The organism is Geomonas sp. (genome assembly GCF_056994735.1).
On the sequence record NZ_JBXKJL010000265.1, the window covers coordinates 1 to 19,948 of the forward strand.

The following is a 19,948-nucleotide window of genomic DNA, read 5'->3' on the forward strand; positions in this document are numbered from 1 at the left end:
TCCGGTGATCGCAACTCTCCGGAGAATCCCTTGAAAAGGGAACTCAGTCAGTACTCAAACGAGGCCCGCCATATGGCGGGCCTCTCATTTTATCCCCTCACAAAAAATTGTAGATGATGCCGGGGCGGTCGTGGCACCGAGTAGCCGGGGAGTGGTAGCGCTAGGGAGAGAGTTTTCGCTGAAATGGCTGGCAAGAAAAAAGCCCCGACTCGAAAGAGACGGGCGTCCTCCTCGACGGGCACGCACGCTTTAACGTCCGATAGTTGGCTTTCAACGAACCGTAGGGACGTTTCAACGAGAGGCATCCACCTTAGGAAAAAGTATGAACACCTTCCGACTACGGATAGGAAGCTTCCAGTAATGGATAGGCATTCTTCGACTAATGGTCGTCACCTTTCAACAAACGGTAGCTACGTTTCAACCAACGGTCGTCACCCTTCAGCCCAAAGGTCATCACCTTTCGACTAATGGTCATCGCCTTTCAACAAACGGTAGCTACGTTTCAGCCAACGGTCATCACCCTTCAGCCAAAGGTCATCATCTTTCGTCCAATGGTCGTCGCCTTTCAATAAACGGTAGCTACGTTTCAACCAACGGTCGTCACCCTTCAGCCAAAGGTCATCACCTTTCGACTTAATGGTCGTCGCCTTTCAACAAACGGGAGCTACGTTTCAACGAACGGTCGTCACCCTTCAGCCAAAGGTCATCACCTTTCGACTAATGGTCGTCGCCTTTCAACAAACGGTAGCTACGTTTCTACCAACGGTCGTCACCCTTCAACCAACGGCCGTCACCATTCAACTAACGGCCGTCACCTTTCAACCAAAGGTCCTTCCCCTTCAGTCAACGGTCGTTGTCATGCAGTAGACCTGCCTTACCTTTCGAGGAAAGATGGTCATTCCTTCTCCATACAAAGAGGCGTGTTTGGGCGCGATGAAGTCGCTTCACACGACCCCGCGACCCCCAGGACAGAAAGGCGGTGATGCAAAATGGCAGGTAAAGACAAAGGAACCGCGATGCCCATGAAGGGCGGCAAGGGCTGGGGAGGTAAGAAGTGCTGATCGGTTCGCCGGCGTTGGCAGAGTGATTGTTACCGAAATGGATACCGAAATAAGAAAGGGGTTAGCCGTAGTGGCTAACCCCCTTGATTTTATGGAGCCGAAGAGCGGACTCGAACCGCCGACTTGCTGATTACGAATCAGCTACTCTACCAACTGAGTTACTCCGGCTTACATCTCTGTGCTGGAAGTTCCGTCACGTTAGCGGGAACTTTTGGAGCCATACTAAATATAACAAATCTACCTTCAAGTCAATCGATTTACTCAGTTTTGCCGCTCTGATCGTTGGCATCGCGCTGACGGTTCCTGATATGGCTCACGTTCTTGATCATTCCTTTGTCTGAGCCTCGTAATAACACAGCCCTCGCCACTGTTATCTTCGAGGAGTTTAGCGTCACCCCTGAGTGCTTCTACAGGGGAACCATTTCTGGATTCCCGCTTAAACCCGCGGGAATGACAGAAAGCGCTGCTGGAAGAAAGTGGCCTCACCCTCATCCTCACGACTGAGCGACGGAGTTGGAACGACAGAAAGCGCTGCTGGACGGAAGACGCGTCTCCCTCTCATCCTCACGACTGCGCGACTCGGGTCTCTTCCAGCCGGATCTCGAAGTACTTGGGCCAGCGCTTCCCGGTAACGACCAGCCGATCGTTCTGTTCGTCATAGGCGATACCGTTCAGCACGTCGTCGGCATTATTGTCTCTCTCCTCGGGGCGCAGCAGGCCGTGCAGGTTTATCCATCCCGTCACCTGCCCGCTTCCGGGATCGATCCTTACGATGTAGTCGGTCTTCCAGATGTTGGCGTAGATCTCACCCTTTATGTACTGCAGGGCGTTGAGATTGTTCACCGGAGCATGGTTGCAGGTGACGCTGATGGTTCTCTCCGTCTTGAAGGTGTCCGCATTGACGAACTTGAGGACATTGGTGCCGTTGCTCATTATCAGGTGGGCGTCGTCATGGGTAAGTCCCCAGCCCTCTCCGTCGAAGGAGAATTCCCCCTCCGGGTGCAGGCTCTGATGATGGTAGATAAAGCCGGAGCCGGAAAGGGTGAGCTGATAGATACGGTCTCGGAAGACGGTGATCCCCTCCGCGAAGTAGTCGCCGGGGACGTTCAACTGCTCGACGACCCGCCCCGAGTCGGGCACGACCCGCAGCAGGCTCGATCTCTGGTACAGCCCCGAGCTCTCCAACAGCAGCCCGTCCTTGAAGACCAGACCCTCGGTAAAGGCCCAGCTGTGGTGAGGCCAACTCTTGACTACCTTGTAGGTGTAGAGCGGGACAGGGCGTTGCTGAGTCCCCCGACCCTGCGGCGGCCTCCCTTCCGGCTGGGCATAGGCCGCCGTGGATTCTCTGACCATGGAATCAACGCTCGGTGCGCACCCTGTGATGGTGGCTGCAAGGAGGGCCGGCAGCGCGGCACGGGATAAAGAGGTGGTGAGGACACGGAGTGCTGTCATGGCTGTACCTCCCGCAGCCGCCGGGCTGCGTCCTTCGTCAGCGGTGAAAGAAAAACTGCCTTCGGTTTTTCTCCATGACTGCTATGTGTGCTGTCGTTTCTGCCGCGGCCGGTGGTGACGCCGACCTCCAGCCAGTTGGCGGCGCGGTAGCAGGTCCCGGAATATCTGGAGGTGTCGACCAGGGTTTCCAGAAGTAGGGGGCGGACGCCGTAGCGGCTTTCCCAGTCAGCTGCGATCCTGGCTGAGACCAGGGAGAGCACGCTGCTGGCGAGGTTCTTGATCCGCACCGATGGCAGGATCAGGAACCTGCTGTTGGAGACCACCTTCTGCAGGTTGGCCAGGCGTGCAGCATCGTCCCAGCCGATGAAACGGTCGCGGGATTCCATGCGCCATGCGGGGCTGGAGAATTGTAGACATCCAACTGTTACCGGAACGGGGGTGTGAACCCGGATGAAGTAGCGGATATGGGCGCCGAAGGGGACGCGGTGCCCGAGGTAGTGGTGGCGGTCGATCATGGAGCGCCACCGGGCATTGTCCTCCTTGCTGCACACCGGGACGATCTCGACGGAATCGAAATCGCTCCTGGTGCCGCTGAGGGAAATCTCCGGCTCACGCGGAGCTATGACCGAGGTCCGGGAGCCGCGCGGCCTTCCGGTCCTGAGCTTTGGGAGCCGGACCATGGTTTGGTCTTCGAGTTCTTCAAGAAAGGCCCGGCACTCGACAGTCTTCAGTCCGCCATTCAATCGCCGCCAGTCCAGCACCTCACATATGGTGCTGGCGATCTCCGTCCGGGAAAGACCGGAACAGTCGCTGGTGATGGTCCTGATGACCTGCAGATCTTCAGTGCTGACGGGGTGACCGCAAAAATGGAATCTTTCCACCTTGGCTGCCTGCATCTCGCTCCTCCTTCTATGCCCTATGCTACTCTAGAAAATCGGAGGAGAAATGTCCAGCTCTTTTTTGACCAGAAGTACCAATCTTCCGCCAGCTTCCAAAACTGTCATTCCCGAAGCGATTCTGATCGGGAATCCAGCCCCTAAACGACGTGAAACCTGGATCCCCGATAAGGGCATTCGGGGATGACGATCTCAGAGCGGGAAGTTAGCGCTAATTAGTTTTTTGATGGGGGCGATGCCGGGATGCCAGCATTGGAAGAGGTGGCAACTTCCCCCACCCCGTGCCTGCGGGCTGAAGCGCCCTTCGGCGCGCAAGCCTGGCCCCCTCCTACGAGGGGAGGGGGGATGTGAACGGGAGGGTGTGGAAGTGGAGAACGATCTGGTGGGGCCTTCACGAAGCATAAAAAAGCGGGTGGCCGAAAGAATCGACCACCCGCCTGGTGGGTGATAGCCGGAAAGGCCGGGAAGGACCTAGACTAGCTCGCCTGTGCCACGTTGGCCATCTCGCGCTCGGTGGCGTCGTCCATCACCTTGTATGCGCAGAATTCGCCGCACATGGTGCAGGCACCGTGGTCGGCGACGCCTGACTCGGCACGCAGACGCCTTGCCTTCTCCGGGTCGATGGCCAGCGCGAACTGTCCTTCCCAGTCCAGCTTCTTCCGGCAGCGGGCCATCTGGTTGTCCTTGTCCATGGCGCCCTTGACACCTTTCACGATGTCGGCGGCGTGACCGGCGATGCGGCAGGCCATGACGCCTTCCCGCACGTCCTCGACGCTGGGGAGCCTCAGGTGCTCGGACGGGGTCACGTAGCAGAGGAAATCGGCTCCGGCTGCGGCGGCGATGGTTCCGCCTATGGCCGAGGTGATATGGTCGTAGCCGGGAGCGATGTCGGTGACCAGCGGTCCCAGCACGTAGAAGGGCGCGCCGTGGCAAAGTCTCTTCTGCAGCAGGATGTTGGCCTCGATCTGGTTGAGCGGCATATGCCCCGGGCCCTCGATCATCACCTGCACCCCGTAATCCTGAGCCCTCTGGGTCAATTCGCCCAGGATGATGAGTTCGTGGATCTGCGCACGGTCGGTGGCGTCGGCAAGGCAGCCCGGCCTGAAGCCATCCCCCAGGGAAAGGGTCATGTCATAAGCCTTGGTGATCTCCAGCAGGCGGTCGAAGTGCTCGAAGAGCGGGTTTTCCATGTTGTTGTGCGCCATCCACTCGATGGTGAAGGCGCCGCCGCGGGAGACCACGTCCATGATGCGCCCTTCGCGCCTCATGCGTTCGACGGTAGCCCGGGTCACGCCGCAGTGCACGGTGATGAAGTCGACGCCGTCCTCGGCGTGCTTGATGACGCCTTCGAATATGTCCTCGACCGTCATGTCGACGATCGCCTTGTTCTTGTTCCGCACCGCGTCGAGCGCCGCCTGGTAGAGGGGAACGGTGCCGATGCAGGCCGAGGTCTCGGCGATGATGGCGCGGCGGATCTCGTCAACGGGGCCGCCGGTGGAGAGGTCCATGATCGCGTCGGCGCCGGCTGCCACCGCCACACGTGCCTTCTCCAGCTCCTTCTCGATATCGAGGTCGTCAGCCGAGCTTCCGATGTTGGCGTTGATCTTGGTCCTGAGGCCCTTGCCTACGGCCAGCGGCTTGCCGTTCGTGTGCTTGTTGTTGTGACAGATGATGATGTTGCCTGCGGCGATCCCGGCACGGATGAACTCAGGCTCCACCCCTTCCGCGAGTGCTGCCTGCTGCATCTTCTCGGTTATGATCCCCTTGCGGGCGTATTCCAGCTGGGTCATGACTGCTCCTTTATAGGCCCGTGGGTCGGGCATCTCATTTCAACTCAGGTTGTCGGTCCGGCACCCCATCCCGCTTCGGCTCTCCCGTTGCGGGGCGATCTCTCGGGAAGAGGTCGGTGGTACTATTTACGGCTGCCCCGGCCGCTCGGGGTCGGCCTGGTCTCTCGCGGCCAGGAAGTGGTTGACCGGTCCATGCCCCCTGCCCAGCGGCTGGGCGAACTTTATGGCGCGGGTGATGAACAGCTTGGCTCTCAGGATGGCGCCCGGAAGGGGCTCGCCCTGGGCCAGGAAGCTCGCGATGGCCGAGGCCAGGGCGCACCCGGTGCCGTGGGTGTTGCGGGAGAGGACCCGGGGCGCGGTGAAGCGGGTGAAATTGGTTCCGTCGAAGAGGATATCCGTGACCACTCCCTCGGGGAGGTGTCCCCCCTTGATCAGCACGTTCCGCGCCCCCATCAGGTGCAGCGTCCTGGCCGCCAGTTCCATTGCGGCCGTATCGGCGATGCTGAGGCCGGTCAGCTTCTCGGCTTCGGGGATGTTGGGGGTGAGGAGGTAACTGAGCGGGATCAGCCGCTTCTTCATCACCGCCAGCGCCTCCTCCTCGAGGAGCGCCGCTCCGCCCTTGGCGCTCATGACCGGGTCGACCACCACGATTTTCATGCCATAGGCCGCGAGCTTGTCCGAGAGTATCGAGGTGTTCTCCGGCGAGAAGAGCATGCCGACCTTCACCACGTCGATCGGGATATCGGAAAGGACGGAATCTATCTGTTCACCCAGAAAAGCGGGGGGGACGGGATGGATCGAAGAGACACCACGGGTGTTCTGCGCGGTCAGGGCGGTGATGGCCGAAGCCCCGTAGCTCCCGAGCAGGGTGATGCTCTTCAGGTCTCCCTGGATGCCGGCGCCCCCTCCGGAATCGCTACCTGCCACCGTGAGCACCGCGCCGCGGGGGTGCGGGGCGGACCGGTTGAAAAGGAGCGACAGTTCGGCGGCCGCAAGCCCCGGGGACCTCGAGGACAGGACCGAGGATATGACGGCGATGGCGTCGGCCCCCGCGTCTATCACGGGGCAGGCATTGTCCCTGGTGATCCCGCCGATGGCCACGATCGGAATGCTGATCTTGCCCTTCAGGGTGGCGATCCCTTCGGGACCGCGTGTTTCCGGGACTTCCTTGCTGGCGGTCTGATAGATGGCTCCGAACCCTATGTAGTCGGCGCCGGCCTTCTGGGCCTCCAGCGCCTCCGGAAGGGAATGGGTCGATATCCCCAGGATCTTCTTCGGGCCCAGCGCCGCGCGTGCCGCAGCGGGGTCTCCATCGTCCTGCCCGAGGTGCACACCGTCCGCGTCGAGTGCCAGCGCCAGTTCGAGATCGTCATTGACGATGAACTTCGCCTGGTACTCGGTGCAGAGATGCTTGAGTTCCCGCCCCAGCGCCAGGCGCTCCTCGGGGCTGCGCTCCTTGTCGCGGTACTGCAGCACGTTTATGCCGCCTGCAAGCGCGTCCCTGACCCGCTCAACCAGCCGCTCCCCCTGGTCCGTGATCAGGTAAAGCCCCTGGATGCAACGCTCCTTGCCCCGATGATCCACAACAAGTTTTAGCAAAGCCATATCCCTTTCAAAACCATTAGCCACGGTGGCGCGGAGGAACGAAGAAAAGCTGAAAGTCTCTTAAACCTTGATCTCGCGGATTGAATCTGATGACATCGGATCAACTTCGGATTACACCTCTATACAAGAGGAACGGCTTTCACCCGATGCCGCTATATTAATTGCTCGACTACTTCACAGAGTCTTAAATTTCCTTTTATTCCTCTGTGTCCTCTGTGGTTTCAGGCTCTGTGCCTTTCCAGCCGCTTCTGTTTCTGCTGGAGGCCTAATAAAAAAAGCCGCGACGGGGAAGTCACGGCTCCAGAGGTCTTGGGTGATCGGAGTTCGCGCCGCTTCCCTACGCCGGTTTTACCCGGATCAGGTTCAAAGGGTTCAGGCTCGCCTGTCTCAGTTCTTCCGAACTCCCCTAGCTGGCTCAATGGCTTGGCGTAAGGTAATGGAATCCTCTTGCAAAGTCAACTATTTTCGGGTTTTTACCTTTACAGTGAGCGGCAGAAGTGGTAGAAAAATCAGGTGGCTGAGATGGTCCTCCTTTGTTTTTCAAGGGACTTTCCAGCCTGATTCTGTTTTGCCTGCAAGTATGGGACGACGTATATGGATAGCCGGCCAACGGTTGTAGAGATCGATCTCGCCGCATTGCGGCACAATTTCGCTCTCGTTAAAGAGACAGTCCCCAAGGGCTGCGGCATCCTGGCCGTGGTCAAGGCCGATGCCTACGGCCACGGGTTTCAATATGTATCTGAGGAACTGGAGAAGCTCGGCGTCGACGCCTTCGCGGTAGCCTTCCTCGCCGAAGGTGTACAGCTCCGGATGAGCGGGGTCTACCGGCCGGTGCTGATCCTGGGCGGGATCTACCCCGGCGAGGAGCGGCGCTGCATCGGCCTCAACATCTCCACCGCGCTCTTCTCGCTGGACCAGGCGGAGGCGCTCGACAAGGCCACCCTGGAAATCAAGTGCTACCGCAAGGCCAAGGTCCACCTCGAGATCGATACCGGGATGGGAAGGCTGGGGGTCCCGTATGACGAGGCGCCGGCTTTCCTGGCCAAGCTCAGGAAGTTCAAGAACCTGCAGCTGGAGGGGATCTTCTCCCATTTCGCCAGCGCCGATGAACTGGACGAGGATGGCCGCCATTTTACCAAGCTGCAGGCAGAGCGCCTCTCCAGCGTGGTGACGGAGGCGAGGCGTCTCGGATTTTCCCCCACCTATGTGCACACCGCCAACAGCGCGGGGATTCTGACCCTCGACCTGCCGTTTTGCAACCTGGCTCGTCCCGGGATCGTCCTTTACGGCGGCCTCCCCTCCAGGGATTTCTCCGGGATGGTGAAGTCGAAGCCGGTCATGCGACTGACCAGCAGGGTGGCTATGCTCAAGTGGGTCGAGCCTGGAACCAGCATCAGCTATGGCCGGCGCTATATCGCCGAGAAGAGGGCGCTCATCGCCAGCGTGCCGGTCGGTTACGCCGACGGGTATTGCCGCAGCCTGACCAACAAGGGTGAGGCTCTGATCCGCGGGCAGAGGGCCAGGGTGGCGGGGACCGTCTGCATGGACTGGGTCATGCTCGACGTCACGAACATTGACGGCGTTTCAGTCGGTGACGAAGTGACCCTGCTGGGGCCGGACCCGAAGGGGGACTGCATCAGCGCCGAGGAACTGGCCGAGAAGGCCGGCACCATCCCCTACGAGATCTTCTGCGGCATCAGCACACGCAGGGTGCGCAGGGTGTACGTCGGGTAAAAACATTAGCCACGGGGACACGGAGAAAAGCTCGAACAGGGTAAAAGCTGAAGAGCTTTAACCACAGAGGAACACGGAGTAATACAGAGGAAAACCAAACAGGGACCTGATCAGTACCAATCTTCCGCCAGCTTCCAAAGCTGTCATTCCCGAAGCGATTCTGATCGGGATTCCAGCTCCTAAACGACGTGAAATCTGGATCCCCGATAAGGGCATTCGGGGATGACAATCTCATATCGGAAGATTTGCGCTGATCAGTAACAGGAATGGACGTTCTGGTTTCCTCTGTGCACCCCTGGGTCCTCCGTGGTTGGGGCTCGTGCCTTTCGATCAAAGAGGGAGTTATGGACGACAGCACGGTGAGACTGACCACGATGGTGAAGGCGGCGGGTTGAGCTGCCAAGCTGGGCCCGGCGGGCCTGGAAGATGCCATTCGCGATATCACACGCTCGAACGACCCGAACCTCATCGTAGGGGTGGAGGGGGCCGAGGATGCGGGGGTCTACCGCATAGGGGACGACCTCGCCCTCGTCGAGACCACCGACATCATCACCCCGCTGGTTGACGACCCCTTCACCTTCGGGCGCATCGCCGCGGCCAATGCCCTCTCCGATGTCTACGCCATGGGGGGGCGCCCGGTGACGGCGATGAACCTCGCCTTCTTCCCGAGTTGCACCCTCCCCACCTCCATCCTTGCCGCCATTCTCGCCGGCGGTGCCCACGCCCTGAAGGAAGCCGGGGCCTGCCTGGTCGGCGGCCACACGGTTGATGACGACGAGCTGAAATTCGGCATGGCCGTCACCGGCCTCATCGATCCCGCCGGGGTAGTGAGGAACTGCACGGCGCGGCCGGGCGACCTCCTCGTCCTCACCAAGCCGCTCGGCACCGGCATTGTCTCGACCGCCATCAAGGCGCAGATGATCGAGCCTGAACTCGAGAGCGAAGCAATCAGGTGGATGTCCCTGCTCAACGCCCAGGCTTCAGAACTGATGGTATCCTGCGGAGCCACATCCGCCACCGACGTCACCGGCTTCGGTTTCATCGGTCACGCCTGCGAGATGGCGCTCGGCGCCGGGGTGACCTTCAGGATGAAGCTCTCCGGGGTTCCCGTCATGGAGGGGGTGGCCGCACTCGTCAACGACGGCATGGTCCCGGCTGGATGCTACCGAAACCGCGACTACTACGCATCACATGTGGCAGGGATTGCTACCGATTCGCTCCTTCCTCTCTTCGACCCGCAGACCTCGGGGGGCTTGCTGATTTCCCTCGGTCCGGAAGACGCCAGGGAATTCATCATCCGCTCCCAGGCCGCCGGCGCCTTCGCCGCCCTGGTCGGGGAGGTCGAACCTGCCGGAGAAACAGCGCTTGTCTTCGTCTAAAGGGCTCCGTGTCGCCTTTGATCTCGGCACCACCACCATTGCTGCGTCACTGATCGACCCCCATTCCGGAAAACGCCTCGCCATCTCCGGTGCCATGAACCCGCAGCGGGAGTGGGGGGCGGATGTCCTCTCCCGCCTTACTGCCGCCGCACTCCCCGAGACCCTTGCCGCCATGAATGGTGCCCTTGCCCTGGAGATGGAGCGGATGGCGGGGGAGCTGCTGGAGAACGCCGGCGCGACTCATGATGACCTTGCCGCCGTGGCGGTCGCCGGAAACCCGGCCATGGAGCATATTGCCCTGGGCCTTCCTGTTGCTTCCCTCGCCTACCCCCCCTTTCGTCCGCTATTCTCCGAAGGCAAGAAGGTCACCACCGTCGATCTAGGCTGGAGCCGTGAAATCCCCGCCTATCTCTTCCCCCTCCCTGGCGGCTTCGTCGGCGGCGACCTGGTGGCCTTTCTTTTCGGCCTTGGCGACAGCATGAAGGCCGGCAGCCTCTACCTCGACATGGGGACCAACGCCGAGATCGCCCTCTTTGACGGAGAGCGATTCCTTGCCACCTCCGCCGCTGCCGGACCCGCCTTCGAAGGCGGAAACCTCCGTTGCGGCATGCCGGCACTCCCCGGCGCCATCAGCGGCATGAGCATTGCCGGGGATCGGGTCAGCATCGAGACCATAGGCGGAATTCCCCCGCGCGGCATCTGCGGATCGGGAGTCCTCGATGCCGTGGCGGCACTCCTTGCCGGCGGGGTGATAGATCTGACGGGGAGGCTTCTTCCTTCGGGAGAGATAGCGTCCAACCTGGGGAACCGGGTGCAGGATGTCAACGGCACCCCCGCCTTCGTGCTCCATCGCGACGCCGCCGGAATTGTTTTTATCGACCAGGAAGACATCCGGGCGCTGCAGTTGGCGAAGGGGGCTTTGAGAGCCGGGATGGAGATCCTGCTGGCCAAGGCGGGGCTCTCTTTCGAGGCGCTTTCCGAGGTCGTTCTCACCGGTTCCTTCGGGGCTGTCCTCTCTTCCGAGGTGCTAAAAAACGTTGGAATTTTCACCGAGAACATGGTAAGAATCACCGGATTTGTACGGGAAGGGGCGCTGGCCGGTGTGGAGCGCCTGCTCCTTTTGCCTGATGGCGAGGAGCGGGTCGAGAATCTGGCCCGGGAGGTGCGGGTGATCCCCCTTTCCGGGACGCCGGCGTTCGAGAAGCGCTTCCTGGCGAACCTGGACTTTCCCCAGCCTCAAGCCTGACCACGGAGGACACGGAGGAAAACCTCGCAGAGGTCCCGGAGGAAAGGCCAAAGCTTCTGTCAGAGTAGCCACCATCCTTGATCCCGGACTCTCCCTCAATCGGAGGGAGAGAATAATGATAATAATGTCTGTTCTCTGAGCCCCCTCCGTGACCTCTGTGGTCATGCTTGTGGGGGTTCTGCATTCTTTTCGCATAAAAAACCAAGCACCAAAAAGGAGTGACGTGATGGCAAAGATTGGGCGCGCGCTGATCAGCGTATCGGAAAAGACCGGGGTGGTGGAATTCGCCCGGGCCCTTGCGGGGTATGGCGTGGAGATCCTCTCCACCGGCGGAACGGCAAAGCTGCTGCGTGAGGCAGGGGTGGCGGTAAAGGACGTATCCGAGTTCACCGGCTTCCCCGAGATGCTGGACGGCCGGGTCAAGACGCTGCATCCGAAGGTCCACGGCGGGATCCTCGGCATGCGCGAGAACCCGGCGCACGTGGCCAAAATGCAGGAGCACGGGATCGAGCCGATCGACATGGTGGTGGTCAATCTCTACCCCTTCGAGGCGACCGTCGCCAAGGAAGATTGCACCATGGAGGACGCCATCGAGAACATCGACATCGGCGGCCCCACCATGCTGCGCTCGGCTGCCAAGAACAACCGCGACGTCACCGTCATCGTGGATCATGCGGACTATGACCAGGTGCTGGGGGAAATGAAGAACAGCGGCGGGAGCGTCTCCCGCGAGACCAATTTCCGCCTGGCCGTCAAGGTCTACCAGCACACCGCTGCCTACGACGGCGCCATCTCCAACTGGCTCGGCGCCCGTACCGGCGAAGGCGTTGCCGCCTTCCCGGATACCATGACCCTGCAGTACCGTCTGGCCCAGGGGATGCGCTACGGCGAGAACCCGCACCAGTCCGGCGCCTTCTACGTCGAGAAAGGCTCGAAAGAGGCTTCGATCGCTACCGCGCGTCAGCTCCAGGGCAAGGAGCTGTCCTACAACAACATCGGCGATACCGACGCAGCGCTCGAGTGCGTCAAGCAGTTCACCGAGGGACCGGCCTGCGTCATCGTCAAGCACGCCAACCCCTGCGGCGTCGCCGTGGGCTCCAACATCTTCGAGGCCTACGAGGCCGCCTACAAGACCGACCCGGAATCTGCCTTCGGCGGCATCATCGCCTTCAACAGGGAACTCGACGAGATGACCGCCAGGGCCATCGTCGACCGCCAGTTCGTGGAAGTCATCATCGCCCCCAAAGTGACCGAGGCCGCCAGCGAGGTGGTCTCCGCGAAGAAGAACGTGCGTCTCCTCGAGTGCGGCTTCTGGCCCGAGAAGCCTGCCGCTCGCCTCGACTTCAAGAGGGTGAACGGAGGCCTGCTGGTTCAGGACGCCGACCTCGACCTCTTCAGCGAGCTGAAAGTGGTGACCAAGAGGGCTCCAACCGACGCCGAGATGGAGGATCTCCTCTTCACCTGGCGCGTGGCCAAGTTCGTCAAGTCCAACGCCATCGTCTACGGTCGCGGCAATGCCACAGTCGGCGTCGGCGCGGGGCAGATGAGCCGTGTCAACTCGGCCCGCATCGCAGCCATCAAGGCCGAGCATGCCGGCATCCCCGTCCAGGGAGCCGTCATGGCCTCCGACGCCTTCTTCCCCTTCCGTGACGGCCTGGACAATGCGGCCGCTGCAGGGGTCACCGCGGTCATCCAGCCGGGCGGGAGCATGCGCGACGCGGAGGTCATCGCCGCAGCCGACGAGCACGGCATCGCCATGGTCTTCACCGCGATGAGACATTTCAGGCACTAAAGGCGTAGAGGCGTGAAGGGTGAAGGGTGAATACTAAAGGCGTGAAAGGTGAAAGGTGAAAGGTGAAGAAAGGCAAGAGGTTCGCCATTCACCCTTCACCATTCACCATTCACCATTCACCCTTCACCTTTCACCTTTCACCTTTCACGGTTTCAAAGGAGTTGATATGAAGGTTTTAGTAGTTGGCAGTGGCGGAAGGGAGCACGCGCTGGTCTGGAAGATCGCCCAATCCCCGATGGTGGAAAAGGTCTTCTGCGCTCCGGGGAACCCCGGGACGGCACAGCTCGCCCAGAACGTGGATCTGGCGGTGGACGACCTCCAGGGACTCCTTTCCTTCGCCAAGGAGGAGGGTGTCGAACTCACCGTGGTTGGGCCTGAGCTCCCCCTGTCCCTCGGACTGGTCGACCTCTTCGAGGAGCACGGCCTGAAAGCCTTCGGCGCCAGGAAGAACGCGGCGATCATCGAGGCCAGCAAGGCGTTCTCGAAAGACCTCATGAAGAAGTACAACGTCCCGACGGCTGCCTACGAGGTCTTCACCGAGGTCGAGCCGGCGATCGCCTTCATCGACCAGACCGGAATACCGATCGTCATCAAGGCCGACGGCCTCGCCGCCGGCAAAGGTGTGATCATCGCCCAGACCCGGGAAGAGGCGGTCGCTGCCGTCACCGACATGCTCTCCGGAAACGCCTTCGGGGCGGCAGGTTCGAGGGTGGTGATCGAGGAGTTCCTGAAGGGTGAGGAGGCCTCCTTCCTGGCCTTCACCGACGGCAAGCGCATCATTCCGCTGGCCAGCGCCCAGGACCACAAGGCCGTCTTCGACGGCGACCGCGGGCCCAACACCGGGGGGATGGGCGCCTACTCGCCTGCTCCGGTGGTCACTCCGGCCATCCACGAGAAGGCCATGGCCGAGGTCATGCGCCGCACCGTCGACGGCATGGCAGCCGAGGGGAGGACCTATCGCGGCGTCCTCTACGCCGGCCTCATGATCGACGGGGAGAGCGTCAAGACCCTCGAGTTCAACGCCCGTTTCGGCGATCCGGAGTGCCAGCCCCTTCTTATGAGGATGAAATCGGACATCGTCCCGATCCTGCTGGCCGTCGCCTCCGGTGACCTCACCGGGGTCGAGATCGAGTGGCACGACAAGGCAGCGGTCTGCGTGGTGCTGGCCTCGGAGGGATATCCCGGCGATTACCGGAAAGGGGACGTGATCTCCGGACTGGACGAGGCTGCGAAGCTCGATGACCTGGTGGTATTTCATGCCGGGACGAAGTCTGCCGATAAGGGGATAGTCACCAGCGGCGGCAGGGTTCTCGGAGTCACCGCCCTGGGCGATACCGTCAAGCAAGCCATCGACAACGCCTACCGTGGCGTCTCGCTCATCTCCTGGCCCGGCATGCACTGCCGCAAGGACATCGGCGCCAAGGCGATGAACAGGTAAAACCGAACCGTTGGCCGCGGAGATACGGAGAGCGCTGGGGTAAAGCTTAAAAGCAATCTTTGCGTGCTTCGACAGGCTCAGCACGAATGCTTCGACAGGCTCAGCACGAACGGGGTAGATAGAGCATCTTGATGGGGGCCTTATCCTCTTTTGACAGACAGGAACGGATGGCTTTCAAGTAGTAACTTGTCGAGATGGTCGGCTTTCCCGTTACTCTATGTTTTTCAGGTTGAATCAGATATGATCAGATTCTGATCCCGCGCTAAGTGCCTTGGTTTCTGTTTCAGGTTTTCTCCGTGTCCTCCGTGCCTCCGTGGCAGCACGGTTTTGAATTTATGTCAGGAGATTTTTAAGAAATATGAATGATCCTAAAGTTCTGATAGTGATGGGCAGCGATTCCGACGTGCCCACCATGGAAGAGACGGCAAAGATCCTCACCGAGTTCGGCGTTCCCTTCGAGATGCGCATCTCCTCGGCGCACCGCTCTCCCAAAAAGACCGCCCAACTGGCCCACGAGGCCGCCGGACGCGGGATCCAGCTCATCATCGCCGCCGCCGGCATGGCCGCTCACCTAGCCGGCGTGGTCGCCTCGGAGACCACGCTCCCCGTCATCGGGGTCCCCATGCCGGGGGGCGCCCTGAACGGCGTCGATGCCCTCTACGCCACGGTGCAGATGCCGGGCGGAATCCCGGTCGCCACCATGGCAATCGGCAAGGCGGGCGCCAAGAACGCCGGCCTCTTCGCCGTCCAGATCCTCTCGCTCACCGACGCCGGCCTCCGTTCCAAGTTCTCCGCCTATCGCTCCCAGATGGCGGTCGAGGTGGAGCAAAAGGACGCCGTCCTGCAGGCGGCAAGGGTGCTGTAACCGCCGTCCGAGGCCTTTTTCCTTGACATTGCCGGCCGGGTTGTATAACTTCCGGTTAATAATCCACTTAGGGAGGGAATCCTCATGAAGAACATTTTCGCTGCAGTTGCGCTGACTCTTGCCTTCGCCGTCTCCGCGTTCGCTGCTGACACCGTCGTCTTCCCTGCAAAGAATGGCAACGTCACCTTCAACCACAAGGCCCACAGCACCAAGAACGCCTGCAAGGCCTGCCACGGCGAGGGCGCTCCCGCCAAGATCGCCATCGACAAGGACAAGGCGCACGCGCTGTGCAAGGGTTGCCACATCACCAAGAACGCCGGCCCCACCAAGTGCGGTGAGTGCCACAAGAAGTAGTTTATTCTTTTAGAATGAAGGGTTTATAAAGGAATGGGGTAACAGGTCATCTTGTTACCCCATTTTTTCGGGGCGCGCTTGTATTAGTAATTTTTATTTTGCGCTTATTGCCATTTTGTCTATAATGGCTTGCTTGATTTTTATACAAGCAGCAAATCACCTTTAGGGAGACTGCCTTGACAACGAATAAACGCGGACTGGCACAACAGTTGTGGGATTTTTTCTGCTCGTTGAGACTCACCATCTTCCTCCTCATAGGGCTTGCCCTCACCTCCATCATCGGCACCGTCATTCAGCAGGGGCCGCAGCGTGAATACCTGGCGACCCTCAGCGAGACCAAGATCCGTCTTTACAGTGCGCTGGGATTCTTCGACATGTACCACTCCTGGTGGTTCATACTCCTTCTGTACCTTTTGACGCTGAACCTCATCTGCTGCTCGATCAAGAGGCTTCCCCGCGTATGGAAGATCGTCTCCGAGCCGGTGCTGGTCATGGACGAGCGCTTCCAGAACACCCTCTCCAACGTGGCTGAGCTGAAGCTGCGCGGCTCTAAGGCGGAGCTCAAGGAGAAGGTCGCCTCGGCCCTCAAGGCCGAATTCGCCGAGCCGGTGGTCACCGAGGAAGGGGGCAGCTACCACCTCTTCGCCCAGAAGAACCCGTACTCCCGCCTCGGCGTCTACGTGGTCCACTTCTCGATCATCATCGTCTTCATCGGCGCCCTGATCGGCTCCTTCTTCGGCTACAAGGCCTACGTCAACATCCCGGAGGGGGGCTCCATCTCCCAGGTTCAGTCCCGCAGCGGCAAGACGGTCGACCTCGGTTACGCGGTGCGTTGCGAGAAGTTCTCCGTCTCCTTCTACGACACCGGCGCGCCGAAGGAATTCAAGAGCGTGCTGACCGTGCTGGAGAACGGCCAGCCCGTCCAGGGCCTCGCCAATGTGCCGGTCATCGTCAACGATCCGCTCACCTACAAGGGCATCACCTTCTACCAGTCCAGCTACGGCCAGGCCGACGAAGGGGCTCTCTATCATATCAGCGTCCGTAACCGCAAGGGGGGGGCTCCGGCGAAACTCGATGTGCGCCAGGGTGAGAGGGTCGCACTTCCGGGCGGCGCCTACCTCTCGGTCATGGAAGCCACCCAGAACGTCCGTCCCTTCATGAAGGATTTCGACGGCCCCGGCGCCCAGGTCGAATTCACCCCGCCGGGCGGTCAGCCGCAGCCTTTCGTGATTCTCTCCGACAAGTATGAGTCCTTCAACGCCCAGCACGGCGGGGACCTCATCATCAACTTCGACGGCATGGATCAGAAGTTCTTCACCGGCCTTCAGGTCGCCAAGGACCCCGGCGTGCTGGTGGTCTGGTTCGGCTGCTTCCTGATGGTCATCGGCATCATCATGGCCTTCTTCATGTCCCACAAGAGGGTCTGGGCCCGCATCTCCGATGACGGCGTCACCCTTGGCGGTTCCGCCAGCAAGAACCCCACCGGTTTCGAGCTCAGCTTCGAGGAACTGGTGCAGAAGCTCAACAAGGCCTAAAGTCCCGGGGGCTTCCCCCATCGTCGCGTAAACTGAACCGACCGGAGGATTCTATCGATGTCCAGTTCCATGCTCTTCAACGTAACCATGATCGTGTACATGGTTTCCACTTGCATATTCTTCGCCTTCCTCGCCTCGCGTAACAAGGCGGTCGGGCTGGCGGGGACCTACTCGGCCCTCTTCGGCTTCCTCGTCCACACCGCAGCCATCGCCCTGCGCTGGAAGGAGTCCTATGACCAGGGGCATGGCCACGCGCCGCTCTCCAACCTCTTCGAGTCGGTGGTCTTCTTCTCCTGGACCATCCTGCTGATCTACCTGATCATCGACTTCAAGTACAAGTACCGGGCGGTCGGCTTCTTCGTCGTTCCCTTCGCCCTCTTCGGAATGGCCTGGGCGCAGCTGGGGCTGGACAGCGGCATCGAGCCGCTGGTCCCGGCGCTGCAGAGTAACTGGCTCATGTACCACGTCATCACCTGCTTCCTGGGCTACGCCGCTTTCGCCGTCGCCTGCGGGATCTCCATCATGTACCTGATAAGGGAGCAGGTGGAAAAGGGAGGCGGAGACAGCGCCGCCGGAGGCGTCCTCTCCATGTTCCCTTCGATCAGGATCCTCGACGACCTGAACTACAAGGCCATCATGATCGGCTTCCCGCTCCTGACCCTGGGGATCGTCACCGGCGCCGCCTGGGCCAACTACGCCTGGGGCACCTACTGGAGCTGGGACCCGAAGGAGACCTGGTCGCTGATCGTCTGGTTCGTCTACGCCGCCTTCCTCCACGCCCGCATCACCCGCGGCTGGGTCGGGCGCAGGGCCGCCATCCTCTCCGTCATCGGCTTCGCCGCCACCATCTTCTGCTACCTGGGCGTCAACCTCTTCCTGTCCGGTCTGCACAGCTACGGGAAGTAGCAGGTAATACCGTTCCGCAACGTGAGCCGCCCGTCTGCTCCCGTTGGAATTTAGAGTCGTCCTCTCCCCCTTTGCCAGCACCTCATCCTCTCCCCCCCTTGAAAAAGGGGGGCAGGGGGGGATTTAAGCACTGAACCATCCTGCAACAGTTTCACGAAGGGGCTTTTCATCATGCGACGTTCCGTAGGTTTTAGTCCGGCAGCCGCTCTTATCATTCTTGGCCTCCTGCTCCTGCCCCGCTGGGCAGTGGCCGAGCCGTTCAAGTGCAGCGCCTGCCACCGGGAACTCGCAACCGGGAGCGTAGTCCACAAGCCGGTTGGTGCCGGGCAGTGCCTGAGATGCCACCAGCAGTTATCCGACGACCACCCCCTGGGGAAGGGGAGCATGGGGTTCGTGGTGCCCAGGGAAAAGCTCTGCGTCCACTGCCACACCACCCTTCTGAAAAAAGACAAACCCTTCATGCACAAGCCGGTCGGCGAGGGCAACTGCACCGCCTGCCACATGCACCACAGCTCCGACAACAAGTCGCTGCTGAAGGATCCCCCTCCCGTCCTCTGCTTCCGCTGCCATCCCAAGGAGCGCTTCACCGGGGCCGCCTTCACCCATCGTCCGGTAGCCAACGGCGAATGTCTCGCATGCCATGACGCCCACCAGTCGGAGGGGAGATACCTGCTCAAGAAGCCGGGAGCCCAGCTTTGCTTCATGTGCCATGACGGAAGCCTCGGCGTCGGGAAGTCGCTGCACAAGCCGGTTGCGACCGGCGAGTGCACCAAGTGCCACCTGGTGCACGGCTCGCCCAACCGGAAGATCCTCAGGGCGGACCTGCCGACCCAGCTGTACCGCCCGTTCTCGGCCGACGCCTTCCCGCTCTGCTTCACCTGCCACAATCCGGCACTGGCCGCAGAGGTGAAGACCGAGACCTCCACCAATTTCAGGAACGGCGACCGCAACCTGCACGCCCTCCACGTCAACAAGCCGGGCAAGGGACGCTCCTGCAGGATGTGCCACAATCCCCATGCCTCATCCCAGGACCGCCTGATCTACCCGAAGGCCCCTGGATTCGGCACCTGGGACATTCCGATTCGCTACACCAAGACCCCCACCGGTGGCGGGTGCTTGGCCGGCTGCCACAGGACCTACCGTTACGACCGGGAGAAGGCAGTTGTCAACTAGCAGGCGCGGCGGGCCAGGCCTCCAGCCGGCTGGATTTCCCTGCGGCCCTCGCCCCTTATGACGCTGCCCAAGGTATCCATCATCATTCCGGTCAAGCCGGGAGGAGAAGTTCGCGCCCTCTCCGGCATCGCCCGGGCCACCTATCCCAGCGACCTCTTCGAAGTGCTGGTCGCCTATGGCCGGGTGCCGAGCGCACAGCGGAACCTCGCGGCGCAGCAGGCAGAGGGAGAGCTCCTCTTTTTCCTGGATGACGATTCCCGCGTCGACCCCGGTTTTCTCGAGCGCGCGGCAGGTCATTTCGCAGAGCCCGATGTCGCGGCGGCCGGCGGACCGTCGCTGACGCCAGAGAGCGATTCCCCGCTGCAAAGAGCGATCGGCATCGCCCTCACCTCGCCGGTAGGGGGGGGAGGGGTGCGGAACCGCTACCGGAAAAGCGGCGGTGCCCGGCGGACCGACGACAGCGAGCTGATCCTTTGCAACCTCTGCTTCAGGCGCGAGGTCTTCCTGGCGCACGGCGGGCTGGACTCGCGGCTTTATCCGAACGAGGAAAACGAGTTGATGGACCGCCTGCTTCATGAGGGGCAGTCGCTGGTCCACGATCCGGAACTCGCGGTCTATCGCAGCCAGCGCCCGACCTACCGGGCCTACTTCAGGCAGATGGTCGGATACGGCAGGGGGCGCGGCGAGCAGACCCGCCTCTCGGGAAGGCTCAAGCCTATCTC

The 19,948-nt window shown here is 61.0% G+C and carries 15 protein-coding genes, 1 tRNA gene and 1 riboswitch; of the genes, 11 read left to right on the plus strand and 5 right to left on the minus strand.

Annotated elements, in window-relative coordinates:
- Positions 1 to 1,153: 1,153 nt before the first annotated feature.
- The 5 genes from AC11W3_RS11575 to thiD all read right to left on the minus strand — a co-directional run bounded on the left by AC11W3_RS11575 (position 1,154) and on the right by thiD (position 6,804).
- A tRNA-Thr gene (locus AC11W3_RS11575) sits at positions 1,154 to 1,229 on the minus strand.
- A gap of 396 nt (positions 1,230 to 1,625) precedes the next feature.
- Positions 1,626 to 2,513: a glutaminyl-peptide cyclotransferase gene (locus tag AC11W3_RS11580; RefSeq protein ID WP_484089301.1), complete on the minus strand. Its 888-nt coding sequence runs from the start codon at positions 2,511 to 2,513 to the stop codon at positions 1,626 to 1,628.
- Complete coding sequence (locus tag AC11W3_RS11585) at positions 2,510 to 3,409, minus strand: Druantia anti-phage system protein DruA (RefSeq protein ID WP_484089302.1); 900 nt, start codon at positions 3,407 to 3,409, stop codon at positions 2,510 to 2,512. The genes AC11W3_RS11580 and AC11W3_RS11585 overlap by 4 nt, the downstream gene beginning before the upstream one ends.
- A 476-nt stretch (positions 3,410 to 3,885) precedes the next feature.
- Positions 3,886 to 5,199: a phosphomethylpyrimidine synthase ThiC gene (gene thiC, locus AC11W3_RS11590; protein ID WP_484089303.1), complete on the minus strand. Its 1,314-nt coding sequence runs from the start codon at positions 5,197 to 5,199 to the stop codon at positions 3,886 to 3,888.
- A 126-nt stretch (positions 5,200 to 5,325) separates the two neighbouring features.
- Positions 5,326 to 6,804, minus strand: coding sequence for a bifunctional hydroxymethylpyrimidine kinase/phosphomethylpyrimidine kinase (thiD, locus tag AC11W3_RS11595; protein WP_484089304.1), 1,479 nt, complete (start codon positions 6,802 to 6,804; stop codon positions 5,326 to 5,328).
- 317 nt (positions 6,805 to 7,121) lie between these two features.
- Positions 7,122 to 7,222, minus strand: a riboswitch (TPP riboswitch).
- Positions 7,223 to 7,398: 176 nt separating this feature from the next.
- On the opposite strand from thiD, the gene alr reads away from it, so the two are divergent.
- The 11 genes from alr to AC11W3_RS11650 all read left to right on the plus strand — a co-directional run.
- Complete coding sequence (alr, locus tag AC11W3_RS11600; RefSeq protein ID WP_484089305.1) at positions 7,399 to 8,538, plus strand: alanine racemase; 1,140 nt, start codon at positions 7,399 to 7,401, stop codon at positions 8,536 to 8,538.
- Between the two features lie 344 nt (positions 8,539 to 8,882).
- Positions 8,883 to 9,917: a selenide, water dikinase SelD gene (gene selD / locus AC11W3_RS11605; RefSeq protein WP_484093058.1), complete on the plus strand. Its 1,035-nt coding sequence runs from the start codon at positions 8,883 to 8,885 to the stop codon at positions 9,915 to 9,917.
- Positions 9,904 to 11,163 (plus strand): ASKHA domain-containing protein, encoded by a 1,260-nt coding sequence (locus AC11W3_RS11610; protein ID WP_484089307.1) that lies wholly within the window; start codon positions 9,904 to 9,906, stop codon positions 11,161 to 11,163. The genes selD and AC11W3_RS11610 overlap by 14 nt, the downstream gene beginning before the upstream one ends.
- A gap of 226 nt (positions 11,164 to 11,389) precedes the next feature.
- Positions 11,390 to 12,955, plus strand: a complete 1,566-nt coding sequence (purH, locus tag AC11W3_RS11615; RefSeq protein WP_484093059.1) for a bifunctional phosphoribosylaminoimidazolecarboxamide formyltransferase/IMP cyclohydrolase — start codon at positions 11,390 to 11,392, stop codon at positions 12,953 to 12,955.
- Positions 12,956 to 13,121: 166 nt separating this feature from the next.
- Positions 13,122 to 14,393, plus strand: a complete 1,272-nt coding sequence (gene purD, locus AC11W3_RS11620) for a phosphoribosylamine--glycine ligase (protein WP_484093060.1) — start codon at positions 13,122 to 13,124, stop codon at positions 14,391 to 14,393.
- Between the two features lie 358 nt (positions 14,394 to 14,751).
- A complete protein-coding gene (gene purE, locus AC11W3_RS11625) occupies positions 14,752 to 15,258 on the plus strand; it encodes a 5-(carboxyamino)imidazole ribonucleotide mutase (protein ID WP_484089310.1) in 507 nt (168 codons plus the stop codon).
- Between the two features lie 84 nt (positions 15,259 to 15,342).
- Entirely contained in the window at positions 15,343 to 15,612 is a 270-nt protein-coding gene (locus tag AC11W3_RS11630) for a cytochrome c3 family protein (protein ID WP_484089311.1), read from the plus strand.
- A gap of 176 nt (positions 15,613 to 15,788) precedes the next feature.
- The gene (gene resB / locus AC11W3_RS11635; RefSeq protein ID WP_484089312.1) at positions 15,789 to 17,147 is read left to right on the plus strand and encodes a cytochrome c biogenesis protein ResB; all 1,359 of its coding nucleotides are present in this window, start codon (positions 15,789 to 15,791) and stop codon (positions 17,145 to 17,147) included.
- A gap of 57 nt (positions 17,148 to 17,204) precedes the next feature.
- Complete coding sequence (gene ccsB, locus AC11W3_RS11640; protein WP_484089313.1) at positions 17,205 to 18,053, plus strand: c-type cytochrome biogenesis protein CcsB; 849 nt, start codon at positions 17,205 to 17,207, stop codon at positions 18,051 to 18,053.
- A 171-nt stretch (positions 18,054 to 18,224) separates the two neighbouring features.
- Positions 18,225 to 19,226: a cytochrome c3 family protein gene (locus AC11W3_RS11645; protein WP_484089314.1), complete on the plus strand. Its 1,002-nt coding sequence runs from the start codon at positions 18,225 to 18,227 to the stop codon at positions 19,224 to 19,226.
- A 57-nt stretch (positions 19,227 to 19,283) separates the two neighbouring features.
- Positions 19,284 to 19,948 (plus strand): glycosyltransferase family 2 protein (locus tag AC11W3_RS11650; RefSeq protein ID WP_484093061.1); only part of this gene is annotated, 665 nt, incomplete at its 3' end.